11 protein-coding genes are annotated in these 20996 nt (G+C 60.3%); 9 read left to right on the top strand and 2 right to left on the bottom strand.

Features of this window, described 5'->3' with window-relative positions; genetic code table 11:
• The first annotated feature begins 12 nt into the window (after nt 1-12).
• From sprA to RMO51_RS08915, 3 genes are all read left to right on the top strand, one after another.
• Nucleotides 13-6216, top strand: coding sequence for a cell surface protein SprA (gene sprA, locus RMO51_RS08925; protein ID WP_310393926.1), 6204 nt, complete (start codon nt 13-15; stop codon nt 6214-6216).
• 302 nt (nt 6217-6518) lie between these two features.
• Nucleotides 6519-6899 carry a glycine cleavage system protein GcvH gene (gcvH, locus tag RMO51_RS08920; RefSeq protein ID WP_310393924.1) on the top strand — a complete coding sequence of 127 codons (381 nt, stop codon included), beginning with the start codon at nt 6519-6521 and terminating at the stop codon, nt 6897-6899.
• 36 nt (nt 6900-6935) lie between these two features.
• Nucleotides 6936-8687, top strand: a complete 1752-nt coding sequence (locus RMO51_RS08915; protein ID WP_310393923.1) for a M28 family peptidase — start codon at nt 6936-6938, stop codon at nt 8685-8687.
• A gap of 109 nt (nt 8688-8796) precedes the next feature.
• On the opposite strand, the gene RMO51_RS08910 is transcribed toward RMO51_RS08915, so the two are convergent.
• Together RMO51_RS08910 and RMO51_RS08905 are read right to left on the bottom strand one after the other, a co-directional pair.
• Nucleotides 8797-9333, bottom strand: coding sequence for a hypothetical protein (locus tag RMO51_RS08910; RefSeq protein WP_310393922.1), 537 nt, complete (start codon nt 9331-9333; stop codon nt 8797-8799).
• Between the two features lie 338 nt (nt 9334-9671).
• Nucleotides 9672-10571 carry a YicC/YloC family endoribonuclease gene (locus RMO51_RS08905; RefSeq protein ID WP_310393921.1) on the bottom strand — a complete coding sequence of 300 codons (900 nt, stop codon included), beginning with the start codon at nt 10569-10571 and terminating at the stop codon, nt 9672-9674.
• A 334-nt stretch (nt 10572-10905) separates the two neighbouring features.
• On the opposite strand from RMO51_RS08905, the gene RMO51_RS08900 reads away from it, so the two are divergent.
• The 6 genes from RMO51_RS08900 (at nt 10906) to RMO51_RS08875 (ending at nt 20971) form a co-directional block, all read left to right on the top strand.
• The gene (locus RMO51_RS08900; protein ID WP_310393919.1) at nt 10906-13755 is read left to right on the top strand and encodes a TonB-dependent receptor domain-containing protein; all 2850 of its coding nucleotides are present in this window, start codon (nt 10906-10908) and stop codon (nt 13753-13755) included.
• A 329-nt stretch (nt 13756-14084) separates the two neighbouring features.
• The gene (locus tag RMO51_RS08895) at nt 14085-15641 is read left to right on the top strand and encodes a T9SS type A sorting domain-containing protein (RefSeq protein WP_310393918.1); all 1557 of its coding nucleotides are present in this window, start codon (nt 14085-14087) and stop codon (nt 15639-15641) included.
• Nucleotides 15642-16313: 672 nt separating this feature from the next.
• The gene (locus RMO51_RS08890) at nt 16314-18245 is read left to right on the top strand and encodes a T9SS type A sorting domain-containing protein (RefSeq protein ID WP_310393917.1); all 1932 of its coding nucleotides are present in this window, start codon (nt 16314-16316) and stop codon (nt 18243-18245) included.
• A 177-nt stretch (nt 18246-18422) separates the two neighbouring features.
• The gene (locus RMO51_RS08885) at nt 18423-18965 is read left to right on the top strand and encodes a hypothetical protein (RefSeq protein ID WP_310393915.1); all 543 of its coding nucleotides are present in this window, start codon (nt 18423-18425) and stop codon (nt 18963-18965) included.
• A gap of 139 nt (nt 18966-19104) precedes the next feature.
• A complete protein-coding gene (locus RMO51_RS08880) occupies nt 19105-19518 on the top strand; it encodes a hypothetical protein (RefSeq protein ID WP_310393913.1) in 414 nt (137 codons plus the stop codon).
• Between the two features lie 196 nt (nt 19519-19714).
• Nucleotides 19715-20971, top strand: a complete 1257-nt coding sequence (locus tag RMO51_RS08875) for a glycosyltransferase (protein WP_310393912.1) — start codon at nt 19715-19717, stop codon at nt 20969-20971.
• Nucleotides 20972-20996: the final 25 nt, after the last annotated feature.

The following is a 20996-nucleotide window of genomic DNA, read 5'->3' as shown; positions in this document are numbered from 1 at the left end:
GACTTTGAGCGGGTGCGGGCCCGCAAGCTCGACACGCGCGAGTTTACTTTCAACGCGCAGCTGGGCTACGTGTCGCTCAACACGGCCCTGCTGCCCGACCAGGTGCTGGGCGTGAGCTACTCCTACCTCTTCAACGGCAAGACCTACACCGTGGGCGAGCTGTCGGAAGACTACGGCCCCGAAGTAGGGCCCGACGAAGTGGTGTTCCTCAAGATGCTGCGGGCCAGCAACCCCGGCGTGGACGTGCTGCCCGCCGCCGTGCCGCGCCCCGACCCGCTCAACCCCGGCCAGACCACCCTCAACACGCCGACCTGGGACCTGATGATGAAAAACATCTATCCCCTGAATGCCTCCCAGCTGCAGCGCGACAACTTCCAGCTGCAATTTATTTACAAGGACGACGAGACGGGGGTGGACTTGATTTCGCTCAAGGAAGGCCGCCGCATTGCCGACCGCCCGCTGATTGAGGTGCTGGGCCTGGACCGCGTGAACCCCAACAACGACCGCAACCCGGACGGCAACTTTGACTTTTTTCCCGGCGTCACGATTGACCCGGAGCTGGGTAAAATCATTTTCCCGAACGTGCAGCCGTTCGGCTCCTTCCTGCGCGCGCAGTTTGACCCGGGCGAGACGGACCTGATTGCCAAGTACGTGTACGGCGAGCTGTACAACCAGACCCAGAGCGACGCCCAGCAGCGGCAGGAAAAGGACAAGTTTTTCCTGCGCGGGCGCTTTCAGGGCGGGGCGGGCTCCGACGAGATTACCCTGCCGGGCATCGGCATTGCGCAGGGCTCGGTGCGGGTGCGCTCGGGCTCCACGCTGCTCACCGAGGGCGTCGACTACCAGGTGTTCTACGACCAGGCCAAGGTGAAAATCCTGAACCCGGCCTACCTGAACTCGGCCAACGAGCTGCGGGTCGAGTTTGAAAAAAATGCCCTGGTGCAGGTGCAGCCCCGTCGCCTGCTGGGCACCCGCCTCGACTACCGGCTCAACAAGGATGTTAACATCGGCGGCACGGCCCTGTACCTGCTCGAAAACCAGGCCCCCGGCATCAACCGCGTGAACGTGGGCGACGAGCCGGGCAACAACGCCATCGTGGGCCTGGACGGCAGCATCCGCAAGGACAGCCGGGTGCTGACCAAGTACCTCGACAAGCTGCCCTTCCTCTCGACCAAGGAGATTTCGACCATTGCCTTCAGCGGCGAGTTTGCCAAGCTGCTGGCGGGCCAGTCGCGGCTGGGCAACGGCGAGGACGGCGTGTCGTACGTCGACGATTTTGAGAACGCGCGCACGCCCTACACCCTGGGCGGGCTGGCCGCCATTCCGCTCTGGCGCCTGGCCGCCACGCCCGCGCCCATCGCGGGCAGCACGGCCGTGGGCCTGGACTACAACTACAACCGCGCCCGCCTGGCCTGGTACACCGTGGACCAGACCTACTACGTGGGCGGCCCCAACGTGCCGGGCAACATCACGGCCGGCGACCTGCGCAACCACTACACCCGCGGCATCAAGCGCGACGAGGTGTTCCCGAACAAGGACCTGGGCTCGACGGGCAACGGCTACGAGTACACGTTCGACATGGCCTACTTTCCCGGCGAGCGCGGGCCCTACAACTACAATTCGAATATCGATGCGGAGGGCCAAAAATTTACCGGCCCCGAGGCCGACGTGCCGGGGTTAAGAAGGAAGTTTGGCGGCATCAGCCGGGCCATTACGTTTGATACCGACTTCGACAACGCCAACATCGAGTACCTGGAGTTCTGGATGATGGACCCGTTCATCGGCGGCGCGAACGGGCAGGTCAACGACTCGCAAAACCCGCCCACTAACAACACCACCGGCGGCGACCTGCTCATCAACCTGGGCAACGTGAGCGAGGACGCGCTGCGGGACAGCAGCCAGCACGAGTTTGAGAACGGTCTGCCCATCACCGACGACCCCACCGAAATTGCCGACAACAGCAACGCCACCCGCTACGGCCGCGTCACGACCCAGCAATTCCTGACCGATGCCTTCAACGCCACGCCCGGCGCCCGCCCGCGCCAGGACGTGGGCCTCGACGGCGTGAACGACGACAACGAGCGGGTGCAGGCCGCGCAGCCGAATGGCTACGGCGCGGCGTACGCCAACCTGCCCGACCCCTCGGCCGACAACTTCCGCCACCACCTCGACGGCAGCTACGACCAAACCAACACCAAGATTCTGGGGCGCTACAAAAACTACAACGGCTACGACGGCAACTCGGCCGAAAACAGCCAGCTCAGCTCCACGGCCTTCCCGGACAAGGAAGACCTGAACCGCGACAACGTGGTGCAGGACTCGGAGCGCTACTACGAGTACCGCCTGCGCCTGCGCCCCAACGCCCTGGAAGTGGGCCAGAACTTCATCATCGACAAGGTAACCAACACCGTCGACGGCGACCAGGTATCGTGGTACCAGTTCCGCATTCCGATACGGGCGCCCCTGGGGGATAACGTCGCGTTGCGCGGCGCCACGGAGCCGTTCGGCTTCAAAAACATCCGCTTCCTGCGCATGTACATGACCGGCTGGGAGCAGCCGGTGGTGCTGCGCCTGGTGCAGCCCCAGTTCGTGGCCAACCAGTGGCGCCGCTTCCTGACTCCCATCGTGGACCCCCGCCTGGCCGCGCCCGTGGGCGTGATTAACGATGCCGACGCCTTCGATATTTCCACGGTGAGCGTGGAGGAAAATGGCTTGGCCGCGGCCGATGGCACCGGCAAAATTCCCTACGTGTCGCCCCCCAACATTTTGCGCGACCGCGAATACGGCAGCACCAGCACCTCGCGTCTGCAAAACGAGCAGAGCCTGCGCCTGACCGTGACGAGCCTGCGCGACGGCTTTGCCAAGGCCGCTTACAAAAACCTGAGCATTAACATGCTGCGCTACAAGCGCCTCAAGCTGTTTCTGCACGCCGACAGCGAGGACAGAACCTTGGAAGACAACGAGCTGCAGGCCTTCGTCCGCATCGGCACCGACTACACCCAGAACTATTACCAGTATTCGCTACCGCTCAAGATTACCCCGCCTGGCGCCACTGGCCTCGATGACGTATGGCCGCGGGCCAACCGCATCGAAGTGTCGTTTCAGGACTTCATCAACGCCAAGGCCGAGCGCAACCAGCGCACCCCCATCAACTACCAGGTTCCGTACGTGAAGGAACTGCCCAACGGCGCCACCATCACGGTGGTCGGCAACCCCGACTTTTCGACGGTGCAGGGCGTGATGATTGGCATGCTCAACCCGCTGGCCAGCGGCACCGACCCGCGCACGAGCAGCATCAGCGCGAGCATGTGGGCCGACGAGTTCCGGGTGCAGGATTTCGAGCAGCAGGCCGGCTACGCCGCCACCGCCCGCCTCAACGTGAAGATGGCCGACCTGGCCAACGTCACGGCCACGGGCAGCTTCACCAGCGTGGGCTTCGGCGGCTTGCAGGACAAGGCCCAGCAGCGCTCGGTGGACGACGTGCTGCGCGGCGACCTGCAGGCCACGGTGGCGGCCGAGAAGTTCCTGCCCGCGCAGCTGGGCCTGCGGGTACCCGTGCTGCTGCAAATCGGCCACGAAAGCCGCACGCCCCTCTACGACCCCCTCGACCCCGACACCAAGCTCACCCAGAGCCTGCAGAAATTTAAAACCCCCGCCGGTGAAACCAACGCGGAGGCCCGGACCGAGTACCGCAAAAACGTCATCGACCAAACCACCAGCCGCAGCATCGCGGTGCTGAACGTGCGCAAGGAGCGCGGGCCCGGCAAGCCCGGCGCCCCCCCCGCCGTGCCCAAGCCCTGGGACGTGGAGAACCTGGCCCTGAGCTACTCCCTCACCGAGCGCCTGCACACCGACATCCGCACCGACCGTGACTACACCCGCTCCTACACCGGCGCGGTGGCCTACGTGTACCAGACCACGCCCAAGAACTACGCGCCGCTGAGCAAGATTAAGGCCCTGGACAACCCGTACCTGAAGATTTTCCAGGAGCTGAACTTCACGCCCCTGCCCTCGCGCTTCTCCTTCCGCACCGACATTGACCGGCGCTACAACGAGCGGTTCCTGCAGCGGGTGCTGGAGCCGGGCTCCCTGCCGGTGGTGGCGGGCCTGCCCGTCATCCAGAAGTCGTTCTATATCAGCCGCATCTATGACGTGAAGTGGGACCTGACCAAGAGCCTGATTTTCGACTACACCGCCAATAACCGCGGCGTGGTGGACGAGGGCCGCGGCCGCACCATCGGCAGCGACTCCGCAGCCGTCCGCAACCGCAACCTCATCCAAGACAACCTGCTGCGCGGCGGCCGGACGGTCAACTTCAACCAGGTGGCCGCGCTAACCTACCGGCTGCCGCTCGACAAATTTCCCCTCACCGACTGGCTCAGCGCCGACACCCGCTACGCCGCCAACTACACCTGGCAGGCCGCGTCGACGGGCCAGCGTGCGCCCGTGTTCCCGACGGGTATCGACCCAACCAAGATTACGCCCGACAACCCCACGGGCGCTGACACCACCACTTACCAAATCAACCTGGGCAACACCGTGCAGAACAACCGCGAGCTGAGCGCCAACGGCCGCATCGACCTGGTGAAGCTGTACAACAAGGTGAAGTTTCTCAACATCATCAACAATGCCCCGCCGCCCACGGGCCGCCCCAAAGCCGTCCGCCTGGACCCCAAGCGCCTGATTCGGCCCGGCCAGGACTCGGCGCGTGCGAAAGCCGCCGCGCCCGCCGACACCACCCGGGAAAAAAACCGCTTCGTAAAAGCCGTGTTCCGCTCGCTGATGACGGCCCGCTCGCTCAACTTCACCTACGTGCGCTCCGATGGCACGCTGCTGCCCGGCTACCTGCCCCGCACCCACCGTTTCGGCCTCGACCAGGACCTGACTGCCCCGGGCCTGCCCTTCGTGCTCGGCGACCAGCCCGGCCTCCAAACCCTGTACGAGCGCGCCCGGGACCGCGGCTGGTACACCGGCAGCAGCGAATACCTCAACACTGCGCTGAGCGCCCTGCGCACCGAAACGCTCACCCTGCGCACGGCCCTGGAGCCGTTTCGGGGTTTCAACATCCAGGTGGACGCGCGCCGGCAGCTGGCCCGCAACCAGGAAGTGTACTACCGCAATCAGCTGGATGAAACCACGCTGCTGCCCTTTCCCGACCCTGACAACCCGGACCGCTTGAAGCTGGCGCTCAACCCGCTTATCGGCACCGGCTCGTTCCAAACTTCCACCATTACTATCCAGACCCTTTTTGGGGACTTGGGCGCTGACGGCCAGACGTCCAAAGCCTTTGACCAGTTCGTGAAGAACAGAGAAGCAGTGCAGCAGAAATTGACCGCAGCCAACAGTAGCACACCCGGCACGTACGGCTTCAACTCGCAGGAGGTGCTGGTGCAAAGCTTCATCGATGCCTACCGCGGCCGGAATTCCAACGGCTACAAGGCCAAGCCCTTTGACCCCTTCGCCCTGCTGCCCCTGCCCAACTGGCGGGTGGACTACAACGGCTTTGCGGATTTGCCCCTCGTCAAAAAGTACTTCACTTCCTTCACCCTCAACCACTCCTATTCTTCCACCTACAATGTGGGCGGCTACACCACCTCCACACAGTACGAATCTAATTTCAACCCCGATAATAATTTCCCCAATTTAACTAACAATTCGGGCCAGTTCATTCCCTACTACGTGGTGGGGCAAGTGGGCATCATCGAGCGCCTCTCACCACTAGTTGGGGTCAATTTCCAGACCGTGAGCCGGGCCACGGGCCGCGTTGAGTACCGCACCGACCGGTCCGTTATCCTGAACACCACCAACGCCCAGGTCACGGAGCTTTACACCAACGAAATCATCGTGGGCGTGGGCTACGCCACCAACAGCCTCAAGCTGCCCTTCCGGGTGGGCGGCGAGCAGCGGGTGCTGAAAAACAGCCTCACCGCCCGCCTCGACCTGAGCATCCGCGACAACATCACCATCCAGCGCAGCATTGAGGGCGTGGTGGACCCTGTCTCCACGGCTGCCGGGGAGGTGGGCCGCCCCGTGGGCCTGCTTACCAACGGCTCCAAAACCCTGCAACTGCGCCCCACCATCGACTACCTGCTCAATACCCGGCTCAACCTGCAGCTTTACTACAGCCAGACCGTTACCGAGCCGCGCGTCAAAAGCGCCTACCGCAACACCAACACCGAGGGCGGCGTGCAGTTGCGCTACAGCCTGACCCAGTGAGTGAAGGGGTGAATGAGCGAATGAAAGAACATATTTTTCCTGAATAAAAGTTATCAATAAAGGCCGTCATGCCGAGCGCCGCGAAGCATCTCGCGTGGGGTAGTGACTCAATCAATTGGTTTATCATGGCACGCGAGATGCTTCGCGGCGCTCGGCATGACGGCCTTTGTTTATTCAGGAACAAGTGTAATAACCACAGACCCGCAAGTAGCCAGCAGTTGCGCCGGGATGCCTACTTTTGAACCTCGGCGAAAGCCAGGAATTGTCCCCACGCCTCATTCACCCACTCACCCGTTGACAAAATGAACCTACCCGCCACGCTGCATTACACCAAGGACCACGAATGGATTCGCGTCGAGGGCGACGTTGCGTACGTGGGCATCACCGACCATGCCCAGAAAGAGCTGGGCGACATCGTGTACGTTGACATCGATACGGTCGACAAAGAAGTGGCCCAGCACGACGTGTTCGGCACCGTGGAAGCCGTCAAGACGGTGTCCGACTTGTTCAGCCCCATCACCGGCACCGTGCTGGAGGTGAACGCCAAGCTGGCCGACGCCCCCGAAACCGTCAATTCCGACCCCTACGGCGACGGCTGGATGGTAAAAATCTCCATCGCCAACCCCGCCGAGTTGGAAGGCCTGCTTTCCGCCGCAACCTACGGCGAGCTGGTCGGGGCCTAGCCCAACCGGGGCGGTCGTCCGCCCCCACGCCGCCCGATGCTGACTCCCGGCAAGCCCGCGCCGCTGGCCCGTCGCACCCTGTGGGCCCTCCCGCTGGGGTGGGCCCTCGGGGTGCTGGTGCTCACCCTCACGCCCGCCCAGGCCATGCCCGTTACGCCCGTGTGGGAGCTGCTGTCGTTCGACACGGCGGCCCACGCGGGCGTCTTTTTCGTGCTGGCGGGCCTGAGCTGGTTCTCGCTGCGCCGGCAGCGTGGCCGGCCTTGGCCGGCCGGGCGCGCCGGGTGGGCCGTGTTCGGAGGCAGCGTTCTGTTTGGCGGGCTGATTGAGGTATTACAGCATGCCATGCGCCTGGGCCGCCACGGCGACTGGACCGACTTGCTGAGCGACGGCCTCGGGGCGGCCCTGGCAGTAGGGGCAGCTACGGCCTGGACGGCCCGCCGGGCACGACAGGCGCGGACGGTGGTTTTCCTCGCGCTGTGGAGCACGCTGGCCCCCGGTGCTTGGAGGCCGCTCCGCGCCCAGGATACCGCCCGGGCCCGGCGCACCATTGAGCAATTGGCCGCGCCGGCCATGCACGGGCGGGGCTACGTGGGCCAAGGCGAGCGCAAGGCGGCCGCCTACCTGCGCGGTCGGTTTCGGGAGCTGCGGCTGGAACCGCTGGTGCCGGACTACACCCAGCCGTTTACGCTGGACGTAAATACGTTTCCGGGGGCAGTTGAGCTGCAGCTTGGTGCGTCTAGCGGAACTACTCTCAGCCTTGGATTACGCGCCGGTCAAGACTTCATTACCGCGCCCGAATCCAACTCCGGCAGCGTCGAGGAAGCCCAGGTTCTTTGGCTTGATTCGGCCGTTTTCACCAATTCTGAAGCGGCCCAGCAGCTACTAAGGGAGCCGGTCCGGCAGCGGGTAGTGCTGCTGCGGGCCCGCGATGCGCGGCGGCTGCCCTTGCTGGCCCCGGCCCTGCGCCAGCACCTCGACTCGGCGGCGGCCTGGATTACGCTCGTCCCCAAGCTCACCGCTGCCCTGGCCGGAAGCCAGGCGCCGCAGCCCCGGATAGAGCTGCTGGCGCCCCGGTGGGAGGAAGCCCGGCGGGCAGCCGCGGCCCCGCTGCGGGTGCGGTGCCGGGTTGACGCCGTCTTGCAACGCAATTACCAAACCCAGAACCTCGCCGCCATTGTCCGCGGCACCGCGCAGCCCGATTCTTTCCTCGTCGTCTCGGCGCACTACGACCACCTGGGCGCGATGGGCGCCAACACGTACTTCCCGGGTGCCAACGACAACGCCAGCGGCGTGGCCCTGCTGCTGGAGCTGGCCGCCCACTACGCCCGGCCCGAGAACCGCCCGGCGTATTCCGTGGTGTTCCTGCTCTTCGGGGCCGAAGAAGCCGGCTTGGTTGGCTCCCGCTATTTTGTGGCCCACCCGCTGGTACCGCTCCCGCGCATCAAGTTTCTGGTCAACCTCGACCTGCTGGGTACCGGCGAGCAGGGCGCCACCGTTGTGAACGGCCGGGTGCTGGAAGCGCCCTACCGCCGCCTCCTGGCCCTCAACGCCGCGCACCACTACCTGCCGCAACTGGCCCCGCGCGGTCCCGCCGCCAACTCCGACCATTTCCCGTTCTCCGAAGCTGGCGTGCCCGCGTTCTTCCTCTACACTCGCGGCGGCAGCCCCGCCTACCATGACATCCACGACCGGCCCGCGGCGCTGTCACTGGCGGGCTTTGCCGGCGCCTTCGGGTTGGTGCGCGACTTTTTGAACGACTTGGGCGCGGCACCCACCTCAAAAAAATAGTCGGCAGCCGAACACAGGTTCGGCTGCCGACTATTTTTGGTTGTCAGTTGTCAGCGCTCATCTATCTAAGACTGACAACTAGCAGCTGCTAATGGACAACTTGTTTTCCTTAACCTTTGGCCTTCAGCGAAAGCATGATTTGCTTGGCGATGGGCTCCCATTCGGGCTTCTGACGGTCGGCGCAGTTGAAGGTGCAAATCATCAGCTTACCTTCCACGTCGGTGAAAAATACCAGCGTGTATACCTCGTGGCCCAATTCGGGCTTCATGAATTCCATGTAGCCCACCTTGCGGTTGTTGATGTTCTTCACGCCGTCGCCAAACCACGTGGCGTCTTTGTACTGCTTGTGGTAGGTCTTGCTGAACGAACCGGCGTAGATGTCAACCATGTCCTGGTCGGCGTCGTTGTCGCTGTAGTTGAAAGCGAGGCTGATGAGGTTGTTGTTCGTGAAAATAACGCTCGGCCGGCTTTGCGCCTTGGCGTAGGCGAAGTCCATTTGCTGTTCGGTCATCACCTCAAAACCCTTGGGAATGAGGATTTCCACCCGCTCGCTGAGCACGCGTTTCTTAACGAGTTCGATTTCGGATGCGGGGCGCGCGGCCGTGAGCAAGAGCCCCAGAATACAGAGTAAAAATGTAAATTTCATGTTAGCGGGGGATAAGAGTGGGTAGCTAAACCAACGTTCGTCAACCCAAGTTAGACACAATATCTAAGCATCCAACTTTAGGACCACAAATATTACGATTTATTTTTAAACTTCAGGCTGAAACTGGCCTTGGCAGCTAATAACACCCTATCAATGGGAATGTTGTGGGCATCGGCCAGAGATGTGAGCATACAGTTCAAATATTCGACCAAAAAGCCTCTTGCAACGATAGGACTTTAAAGTTTATAGGAATAATATTATTGAATGAATATTTAATGCTGGAATTGAAGGTGTCGGGCGGTGGGTGGCACTGCCTAATCAGGCCGCAAGGCCGACTACTAAAGAATATTATTTAATTGCTCCTTTATTTTTTCCAGCTCTTCCTTCATGCCCACTACCAGGTGCTGCACTGCGGCGTCGTTGGCTTTGGAGCCGATGGTGTTGATTTCGCGGCCAATCTCCTGCGCCAGGAAGCCGAGCTTTTTGCCTGCCGCTTCGTCGGGCTGGTGTACGGCCTGCTCGAAGTAAGCCAAGTGAGCCGCCAAACGTACTTTTTCTTCGGCAATGTCCAGCTTCTCAATGTAATACAGCACCTCCTGCTCGAAGCGGGTGGCACTGAACTGCTCGTGGTTGGTGAGCTCGGCCAGGTGGGCGGCCAGGCGCTGGCGCACGTGCTCGATGCGGGCGGGGTCGTGCTGCTCCACGGCGGCCAGCTGCTGGCGAATGGTGGCCACGTAGCCCAGGATTTCGGTGCTGAGGGCGTGGCCTTCGTCCTGCCGGAACTGCTGCATGGCCGCTAGGGCCTCGGCGAGCAGCGGCTGCAGTTCGGGCCAGGCCAGCTCCTCGGCTGCGGGCTCGGCATCGCGCGCTTCGGCCGCGCTGGGAATCACACCCGGCAGGCGCAGCGCCGCCAGTAGGGTGTTTTCGCCGGCGGGCAGGCCCAGGCTTTGGGCTACGGCCCGGAGTTCGTGAAAAGCCGCCACCAACGCGTCCTTGTTCAGGGTGGCCGCGGCGCGCGCCGCGGCGGGCCGGGTAAAATCAAGGCTGAGGTTGACCTTGCCGCGCAGCAGGGCCTTGGCCACCGCGTTGCGGATTTCCAGCTCGTTTGGCAGCAGAAACCGCGGCAAGCGCAGGGTCAGGTCCAGGGTCTTGGCATTAATGGACCTGAGTTCGAGGGTAGCTGTGTAGCTGTCGGTTTCGCGGTGGGCTTGGCCGTAACCGGTCATGGAAAGGAGCATAGCGGGGGCAATTAGCGGCGCATTTCGGGCCGGGCGCGGCGCCTTGTTTTGATTGGTGCCCGCAAATAAATGGCAATTCCGCCCACCGGGCCGGGTGAACTAAGAACACGGGCAGCAGCGGTTGGCACTCACGGGCCCCGAATGGTTCCTTGGGCAACGGTTTCTCTCGTTGGTTGAAGCAGCGTGCGCCGAATTAAAAAAAGGACGCAAAAGTACTCACTGTCAATGAGTAGAAAAACACCTGGCGAGTGGCGTAACAATAGGGCAACATGGCGGCTACCTTCTCATAATAGGCCCCCGATAATTTTGCGGCATCAAACCAAGTCACTATTGTATGCGCCACATTTTACTGGGCTTTTTATTGCTGCTGACGAGTACCCTGGCCTTTGGGCAGCAGGGGACGCTGGTGGGCAAGGTAACGGATAAAAAAACCAAAGAGGGCGTCATCGGGGCCACCGTGCTGGTGACCGGCACCACCCAGGCCGCGCCAGTCGACATAGAAGGCAATTACTCCCTGTCCCTCGACCCCGGCACCTACAACATCACGGTGACCTACGTGGGCTACAAGCCGCTCACGTTCCCCGGCATCGTCATCGCCAGCGGCCAGCCCACCACCCTCAACGGGGAGATGGAGGCCAGCTCCACCAGCCTCGGCGACGTAGTGGTAACCGGCGTGAAGCAAACCGGCACCGAAGTCGCCCTAATTCAGGATTTGAAAAAGAGTGAAGTGGTGGTGAGCGGGATGAGTAACGACCAGATTGTAAAGACGCTGGACCGCGACGCCGCTGAAGTGGTGAAGCGCATTCCGGGCGTCACCATTCAGAATAATAACTTTATCGTCATTCGAGGCTTAGCAGAACGGTACAACACGGTGCTGCTCAACGATGCGCTGACACCTTCAGCTGAAGTGGACACCCGTTCCTTTTCGTTCGACATTTTACCCTCGTCAGTCATTGATCGGGTGCTCATTTTCAAGTCGGGCGCTCCAGAGTTGCCGGGTGAATTTGGCGGCGGGGTGGTGAAAGTTTACACCAAGAATAGTGTGCTCGAAAACACGACTAGCCTGACAATATCAGGCTGGAGTAGGAGCACAAATACCTTCCAAAGTGGTTATTTGTCTTCAAAACACAGTTCAACTGATTTTTTAGGTTTTGACGACAACCTGCGTGAAATACCCGGCGCGTTGAAGACTTTGACTCCTGCTACCCCTTCCGATGCCACGCAAACCCAGGCCTTGCGTAGTGGTCTACGGAACGAATTTCTTCCCAGTACCGGTACCTCGCGGCCTGATTTGCGCATCTCCCTTGGCATCAACCGCAAGTTTGAGATTGGTAAGACGTATGTAAGTAACGTGACTTCCGTATCCTATTCCAACACGCAGGAGCAGAATACGTCGGTCCGTCAACGATTTGACGCCTATAACGTCCAGACGCCTGGCGTACTACCCGACCCTGATTTGACTTACACTGACACCCGCAGCCTGTCAGCGGCCCGCCTGGGGATAATTCATAACTATCAAGTGCGGCTCAATGATCGTAACCGAGTGGAGTTCCGCAACTTTTTCAACCAGTACGGAACCGATGAGGTAGTGCGTCGCCAGGGCCTGAATTTTGAAAATTCTGACCCGCAAGAGCGGAACGACTATTCGCTGCATTATCAGAGTCGTAGTATTTACTCGGGTCAGCTTGGCGGTTCTCACGAAACGGGAAAAACCAACCGGAGCACCATTACGTGGGCAACCGGCTACAATTATGTGAACCGTGACGAGCCCGACTACCGGCAGAACCAGCAAACTCGCGACCAGACGCCAAACAATCCTGCGGACCCTAACCCCTTCCGGGTCGCCATCGACATTGTTCCGCAGACCAGTTCACGCTTTTACTCCTCGCTCAACGAAAACACTTACATGGCCAGCGGTCAGTTCGAGCGTCGTTTTGACGGCCGCGATACGCTTAGCGTGAACAAATACAAGCTGCGAATTGGCTTTTACGCCGAGGAAAAACGCCGCGACTATAGCAGCCGCTACTTCAATTACACCCGGTCCCGCAATTTCGATTTTAAACTCGCTGACTTGCCGTTGGAAACCATTTTCGACAACGCTAACCTGAATCCGGATGGGGGCTTTGTGATACGGGAAGGCACGCTGCCCCAGGACCGCTACAGGGGCGAAAACCGGTTGGTGGCCGGCTATGTCGGAGCAGTGGCGCCTTTATCAGACAAATTCAACTTGACCGGCGGCGTACGAATCGAATACAACCGCAAATACCTCGCCTCTGGAAATGTAGAAACGACTTCTTCAACGCAGGAGCCCTACGAAGAAATTCGCACGTTTGTACTGCCTTCGCTGAACGCAACTTACAACTTCAACGAACGCCACCTGTTGCGGGCCGCCACTAGCGTATCTATCAACCGGCCGGAATTCCGGGAGATTGCTGACTACACCTACTACGATTTTAGTACAACCTTCTTTGTTGCAGGTTCAGCTGCATTACGTACCGCCAGTATTTATAACGCCGATTTACGTTATGAATTTTACCCCACCCGTTCCGAGCTACTGTCGGTAGGAGTTTTCTACAAGTATTTTACCGACGCCATTGAGCAAGTAACCCGCTCTTCCTCCAACGTAATCCTAACCTACCAGAACGCCGACAACGCATACGATGTGGGCGTGGAACTGGAAGCCCGCAAATCACTCGTTGGCCTGTCTCAGAGCGCCTTCTTGCAGCGCTTTTCGTTCGTAGTTAATACTTCACTGATTCGGAGTCGGGTGCAGCTCGACACCCTCAGCGCGCTGAACAAAGGCTTCGCCCTCACTGACCGGCCGCTGCAAGGACAATCGCCTTACGTGGTGAACGTGGGGGTATTTTACCAGGATGATGAAGGTCGCTGGCAGGTATCAGCGCAATATAACGTGGTTGGCCCACGCATTGCCTTCGTTGGCGACCGCACCCAAACCTACAGCGTGTTTGACCTCCCCCGGCACGTGGTCGACCTGGCTTTGACCAAAGGTGTTGGTTCGCATTTTGAAGTACGAGCCGGGGTGCAAAACTTGCTGAACCAGGAGGTAAGGCAGTACTACGACATTGACCGCAACGGTGAAGTCAACGGGTTTGAAAGAGGCGCTTCTTTCGCCCGTTACCGGCGTGGCGTTTACTCGACTCTCGGGCTCACCTACCGCTTCTAAAGGTCTGCGCCACGACAGCGTTGCCAACGAAAGCGTAACATTAAAACCGACGAACCATAACATCGCCCCTGCTTGAAGGGCGTATAACGGTTCCGAACCTTTGCACCACCCTAACCAACCCATTCTTTTTCATGAAAAAGCTTGTACTCACGACTCTGCTTGCGGTAGCCGCAGCGGCTTCACCCTTGGCGTCTTACGCCCAGACCCCTTGCCCAACCACGTCCACAAATGTAATTCGGGTGGGCACGGGTACGCCCACTAAAGACCCAGGATTTCAAATTACCGCCGACGTTACCTGGACTCGCGGGAACATCTATATACTTGATGGCGTGGTCTATGTCAACAGCGGTGCCACTCTAACGATTGAGTCGGGCACCCTCATCAAGGGCAGCTTTGCTAACCAAGGCGCGCTGGTCATCCGTCCGGGTGGGCGCATCCTCGCCGCTGGTACGGCCGCTCAGCCCATTGTCTTCACTTCGGAGAAACCTGCTGGGCAGCGCGCGCCGGGTGACTGGGGTGGCATCATCATCACGGGTAACGCCCCCACTAACCGCACCAGCGCCACACAAATTGAAGGCGGCGTTCAGGCTTTTTACGGTGGCCCCACTGCCACGGTCGCCAATGATAACTCGGGCGTTTTGCAGTATGTGCGCATCGAGTATCCGGGTATTCCTTTCCTGCCTACCAATGAGATTAACGGCCTTACCTTGGGTGGGGTAGGCAGCGGTACTACCATTGACCACATCCAGGTAACGGGTTCCGGAGACGACTCCTTTGAGTGGTTTGGCGGCACGGTGAACGCTAAGTACCTGATTGCACTGGCCGGTACCGACGATGACTTTGATACCGACTTTGGCTTTTCGGGCCGGGTGCAGTACGGTGTAGCGGTACGCGACCCCGCGCGCGGCGACTTTGGCACCAACGGCGTTTCCAACGGCTTCGAAAGCGACAACGATGGTCAGAACAGCACGCTTACGCCCCTGACCTCGGCGGTTTTCTCCAACTTCAGCGTGTTTTTGCCCACGGTGCCGGCCGCAGCCACTCCTTTCGCCAATTCCGCTGGCGCACTGATTCGCCAAAATTCGTCGCAAAGCATCTTTAATAGTTTGTTCGCCGGCCGCCGTTCGGGCCTCGAAATCAATGGCGGCGGCGCTGGCACTACGCAGGCCAACGCTACATCGGGGGGGCTCGCTTTTCAGAATAACGTGTTAGCCGGTTATAGCCCCCGCGCTGGTCGGCTGGGCGGAACTACTGCTACCACCCCGGCCTTTGATATCAAGGCCTTCGTGGGTGGAAATGGCAACGACACGACTCGCACAGTAGCGGCCTTGGGCCTGAACGCTGACAACTTCAACTTCGAAGGTAATTGTTCTGGTAACAAGCAGTGCGTGCCGGATTTTGCCTTGACGACCGGCTCTATTCTGGCCACCGGTGCTGCCTTCACCAATGCCAAGCTGACTGGCGCCGGCAACGGCGGTCCGAACAGCACTTTCGACGTGGTGACTTACCGCGGTGCTTTTGGTGCCACTAACTGGGCTGCCGGTTGGACTAACTTCAACCCCCAACTCACGTGCTACAACGTGGCTGGCGATGTACTAGCCACCCGCAACGCCATCAATTCCCCCCTGCAGGCCCTCTCGGTGTCGCCGAACCCGACCGAAGGCGCCGCTGCCCGCCTGAACTTCGACGTGAAAACCGCTACCACCGCCACCGTGCGCGTGGTGGACGCCCTGGGCCGCCAAGTGGCCACGGTGCTGAACGCTGGCAAGCTGGCCGCCGGCTCGCAGAGCCTGAGCCTGCCCACCACCCTGACTCCCGGCGTGTACGTGGCCACGGTGACCACGCGCGACGCCGTGCAGTCGGTTCGCTTCGTGGTGACTAAGTAAGCGGCGGACTCGCTTCGTACCCAAGGAAAGCCTGCTCCCGCAACGGGGCAGGCTTTTTTGTGTCTCAGAGGTTCCGCCAAAAGGAAATAGATTACGGCGAATACTTGAGTAGTTGTGTACAAGTAAGCGTGCAGGGGGCCGAGCCGCCGGTCCGACCGTCCTAAGCGGTCCGACCGGTTGTCGCACAGGCGAAATCGGTTCGACAGCGGCCGGTCGGACCGCCCAAGGTAGGCGGACCGGAGGATGCAATTACTTACTTAAAAATAACGTTCCAGTTGGCGCTTGTATTTTGGCTGAGCGCCCCCTCATTGTGATATGGAAGGCGGCTCGTAAGGACGTCAGAAAAGTTTTTTATGTAAGTAGAAAGGGGCAGGAACATTATTTTCAAATACTGCGGCTTGCTCACCTACTTCATGATATATAAGTAAAATTGCTATGACGGCGGATGTCACAAATTGGCATTTTGAGCCAATTTGAACAAGCTATTCAATCAAATTTTAATGAAGCATATGCTTCAAGGTCATACTTTTAGATACTTAATATAATGATAATAAAGTAAATTATAATATTATTTACTTTGTTTATTCAAGTCTAGAATAGCGCCCTTGTTTCCTTTTTCGTCTGCTGCAGCCATTTGAAATTTGTCTATCCTTTCACTAACTGCTTACACGCATGATGAATACATACAACAAGCTCATAGGAGCGCGCTACTTGGCTGTATCGGGCATTTTTGCTTGCTTACTAAGCAATCCATGGAATGCCAAAGCACAGGTTAGCCGTCCTGTCGTCCTACCTCCAACAAAGGCAGCAACTACTGCGACAACAGGAGCATCCGCTTCGACGGCAGCCCCACAAATTTCTAACAGAATTCAGTTTCACGGACAAGTTCCAGACAACCAAACTAACTACCGGGCTAATCCATTAGACCTATGCCCAAATGTGGTCGACTCCAACGGGTTCAACTACATTGTTCAAGGCCAACCATATCAATTTGAGTTTGAAAGTAACTGTCAGGGCAACAGCGGTTCGACGGAGTGCCGTTACCGACCAAATTTCATTTGGACCATCAGGTATACTACCGAGTCCGGTAACGCTTACACGGAACAGTGGCAGGACCAAACCGCTGGTGATTTCTCAAAGATTCGCCTTTACATGTATGACCGGGTGCCGGGTTTCACAACGGCTACTAATGGACAAGCAACTCAGGATGGCGGCAACTCTCAATTCTCGGCAGTGCCCTATCCCAATGCGGGCTGTTTGAATCCGCCAAACAATACGGCTCAACCTGGGGAACTGATTGTCGGAGTGAGGTTGGAATGTACCGGTTACTCTTGTGGGTTTACTGAGGCTGATGACGACGACGAAATTGAAATTCGATACTATAATCGTCGGCCTGGGTCTATTACGGTGACAAATGCCCCGGCTCAATTATGCCGCGATGCATCGTACACTCTCAGCACCGGTGCACTTTTTGATGCGAACCAATACTTGTGGTCCGCCACCAGCGGCGCGGTCGTTTCATCCAATGGCACCACTGCCACCCTTAGTCTAGCCAACGTACCCGTCAGCGCCACCAGCGTGAATGTAACAGTGGTATCCTTTAACTCGCCCGGCCGTTGCGGTAGCAACTACAGTGCGGCCCGTACCATAACCCTGCCCATCGCGCAAGGCCCTGCCCAACCCCAAAACCTTTCCTTGTCGAACGGCCCGTGTCCCACCACAGGCAATGACACGAAAACGGCCTCCATTTCTCCTGGCCCGCAGGGAACAATTTATTCCTGGACGGTAAGCGGGGCGGGAGCCGCCATTTTGGGTGCGTCAGAAGGAGCTAACCTCACCTTCGTAACGCTAACCACGCCTCAACCTGGCCAAGTGACTATCACTACCAAGGCTAAAACCTCTGAATGCGGTGGTTACAGTTCGACGTTGTTGCAGAATTTTCAAATTGGGAATACTGCTCTTACACCACCTGCTGGAATACAAAAGATTGACGGCTTCTACTCTCCTGCTAGACTATGGTGCACCGACCATGGAAACACACTCTCCGTGGTGAACCCTCAGCCGGGTCTCAGCTATTACATGTCATTGAGTGATGTAGTGCCAGCCGAAAGCCCAACGTTGCCTTCAAATCAGCGAACTGCATTGCTCCAACCTGGTGTAGGAACTCCTACCTGTGACGTTTACATTCTCAATGAGTTCGTGACAAGCTTTCGGATTAATATCACGACTGTCAGCGACTGCCCTAGGGCTTCCGATTTCCGTTCTTTCATTGTAAATATCAACCAGGCAATCAATTGCGATGCAGACTTGCGAACCAGTGGGCCAAGTACAGGGCCCGCAGGAGGAGCGTCAGCAGACGAGGCGCCTCGTCCCGTGCTGTACCCAAACCCCACCAATGGCATAGTCAACATCGCCTCACAAGGAAATACGCGTTACGAATGGGTAAAAATACTTGACGTGCAAGGGCGAGTAGTGAGCGAATCGCGTGAGAGTAATGCCCTCGGGGTAAAATCATTTGACTTGAAATCTTTGCCAACGGGTCTATATCAGGTACAGCTATTCGACGGCAAGCATCTTGTCAAGGAGCGTTTAGTAAAACAGTAAATCTTAATTTCTGACAAAAGGCCACGGGGTTACTCGTGGCCTTTTTACATTTTAGGCTATGGCAGAGGGGGCCCAGGATTTCAAAAGTCACCGAAAAGTGTGCCCCATCCAGAGGGGGGCACACTTTTTTTGCTAGGTCCACGTTCTGGGCCCCCTTCTCACCCAGTCAATTTCCTTATGAGTGAAGCCAGTGACTTACGCACCGTGCGGGCTTGGCTTGGTCTGACCCAGGCTGAGCTGGCTAAATGGCTGGGCGTGTCTCGGGAGCGGGTGGCAAAGGCCGAAATCGAGCAGCGGCCCCTGCCCTTTGCCGCTTGGCCCCGCCTGACGCAGCTCACCCTGGGCCGGGCGGCGGGGCCAGCCGTGCCGCCCGAAGCCCTGGCGGCTGCCACCGCCTACCAGGCGCCGCTGCGGGCCCGGCTGCGGGAGTGCCGCTACCAGGCGGCCCGGCTGCGCCAGGCGCTGGCCGTCCTGCGGGCCCGGGCCGAGCCGCTGACCCAGCGCCTGGCCGCGCTGCCCGGGCTGGCCACGGCGCTGCCGGCCGGGGCCGCTGGGGAAGACCGCCGCCGCTGGCTGGCCCGGCTCGTTGCCGAAGCCACCGACGGGCTGGCCGCCGAGTGCGGCCCGCTGCCCCAGGCGCTGCTGGCGGCCCGCATCGCGGCCTACGAGCACGAGGCTGCGCTGCTCGAAGCGTGGCCCGCTCCGGCCGGGGACCAGTGACGCGCACCCGGGGCGGGCCCGCCCGCTTATTTTTTAAGCGCCACAATACGCGGGGCCAAACCCCGTTCGCCTGGCGGCAAGCAGCGAGTAGACTTCTATATCGCTGCCCCGTAACATTCACCCTTCACCCTTTTTTCTGATGGCTTACTCAGTTAATTTTCTGACCACGCGGGCCGAGTGCGACGCCGCCCTCAAGCAAGCCGGGGACATCCGCGAGCGGCTTGATTTCCGCCTCACAGTATTCAGCCGCTCGCAGGACCTGCGGGCCGACTCGGCGGGCGACATCACGGCGAACCTCGCCGTGGCCAATGCTCAGATTACGGCGCTAACCGCCATTATCCCCACGCTGCCCGCCGAGAGCCAACCGGAGCGCGAGCTTGAGAAGCGCAAATATGAGCGGGAGCGGGACGCCTTGCTCGACCGGCAGCAAGCGGTTGGGTCGGTAGCCCTGCTTAGCCGCGAGCTGGAGGTGGTCCTCATCACCTTGCAACTGGCCGAGGTGGACGCGTACCTCGGCGTGGTGAATGCGCACAAAGCGACGCTGGCAGCCTAGGGCCCGTCCGCAATGTGAAGGGAGCTTTCAAGCCCCCGGGCAAAACGTGAAACGAACCCCGCGGCCACTGGCTGCGGGGTTTTTTGCTGTCGTCTGTTGCGGGCGGTATGGGTGGCGTCTGGTTTCTTTACCGGGCAATTCGGTGTACGCCCCGCGGTCGGAACGAACGGACCCCTGCTTACCATTCTTCCTAATATTGAGAACCCTGCACCTACCCAAGTGGTACCCGCACCGCTACGACGACCAGGACGGCGACTTTGTGGCGCGGCACGTGGCGGCCATCGCAGCGCACGGGGATGCGGCGGGGGCGGTGCTCTTCGCCGCCGTGGCGCGGGGGCCGTTGGTGGCCCTCATCGAGGCCGAGGAGGATTTCAGCGGCCCGTGGCCGGTGCTGCGCTACTACTACCGGGCCGCGCCTACCGGCTTGGTCCTGCTCGACAAGCCGCTGAAGCTGCTGCTGTATTTCTGGTGTCTGGGGCGGGGCTACCGGCGGCTGCGGCGGCATTGGGGTGGGCAGCGGCCCGCGCTGGTGCATGTGCACGTGCTGCTGCGCACGGGGCTGTTTGCCTGGGCGCTGCGGGCGTGGCAGGGCATTCCCTTCGTTGTTTCGGAGCACTGGACGCTGTACCTGCCCCAGCGGGCGGGGAGCATCACGGGGCTGCGGCGGGGGCTGACCCGGGCCGTGGTGCGGCGGGCGGCGGCGCTGCACACCGTGTCGGAAGGCCTGCGCGATGCCATGGCCGCGCTGGGAATTGCCAATGCCAACCCGGTTGTCATTGCCAACGTGGTGGACACGGCGCTGTTCCGGCCGGCGGAAGCTGTTGGAAATGAGAAAGTAGTGCTTGATTCTCACGGAACTCAGACCGGCCTGGTCCACGTTGCGGCTCCCCCCACGCTGTTGCACGTCTCCGCGTTTCACGACCAGGTGAAGAATTTGTCCGGGGTGCTGCGCGTGGTGGCGCGGCTGCGGGATGCTTGGCCCGGGTTGCGGCTGCGCATCGCCGGCTACGGTCCCGATGAATACCGCTTGCGCGAATACGCAGCAGAGCTCGGCTTGCTGGCCGACGGCACCGTGACCTTTCTGGGCAAGCTGCCGCACGCGGCGGTGGCCGCCGAAATGGCCCGCGCCACCGCCCTGGTTTCCTTCAGCCGCGCCGAAACGTTTGGCTGCGTGCTGCTGGAGGCACGGGCCTGCGGCTGCCCGGTGGTGGCCACCCGCACGGGCGGCGTGCCCGAACTGTTCCGGCCGGAAAATGCCTTTGGCTTGTTGGTGGAGCCCGACGACGAGCCGGCCCTGGCCGCGGCGCTTACGGCCGTGCTCAGCGGTGCCGTTCACTTCGACCCCGCCCGGCTGCGGGCCGACGCGGCGGCGCGGTGCGCACCCGCGGCCGTGGGCGCGGCCTTCGGGCGCCTATACCGGCGGGTGCTGAAAGGTGATGAGGGGATGGGGTGATGAGGACAGGGCGAATCCCCATATC

Origin of the sequence: Hymenobacter sp., assembly GCF_031398885.1 — a bacterium.
GTDB lineage: Bacteria > Bacteroidota > Bacteroidia > Cytophagales > Hymenobacteraceae > Hymenobacter.
Note: the sequence above shows the minus strand (reverse complement) of the source record. Positions and strands in the feature narration are given on the sequence as shown.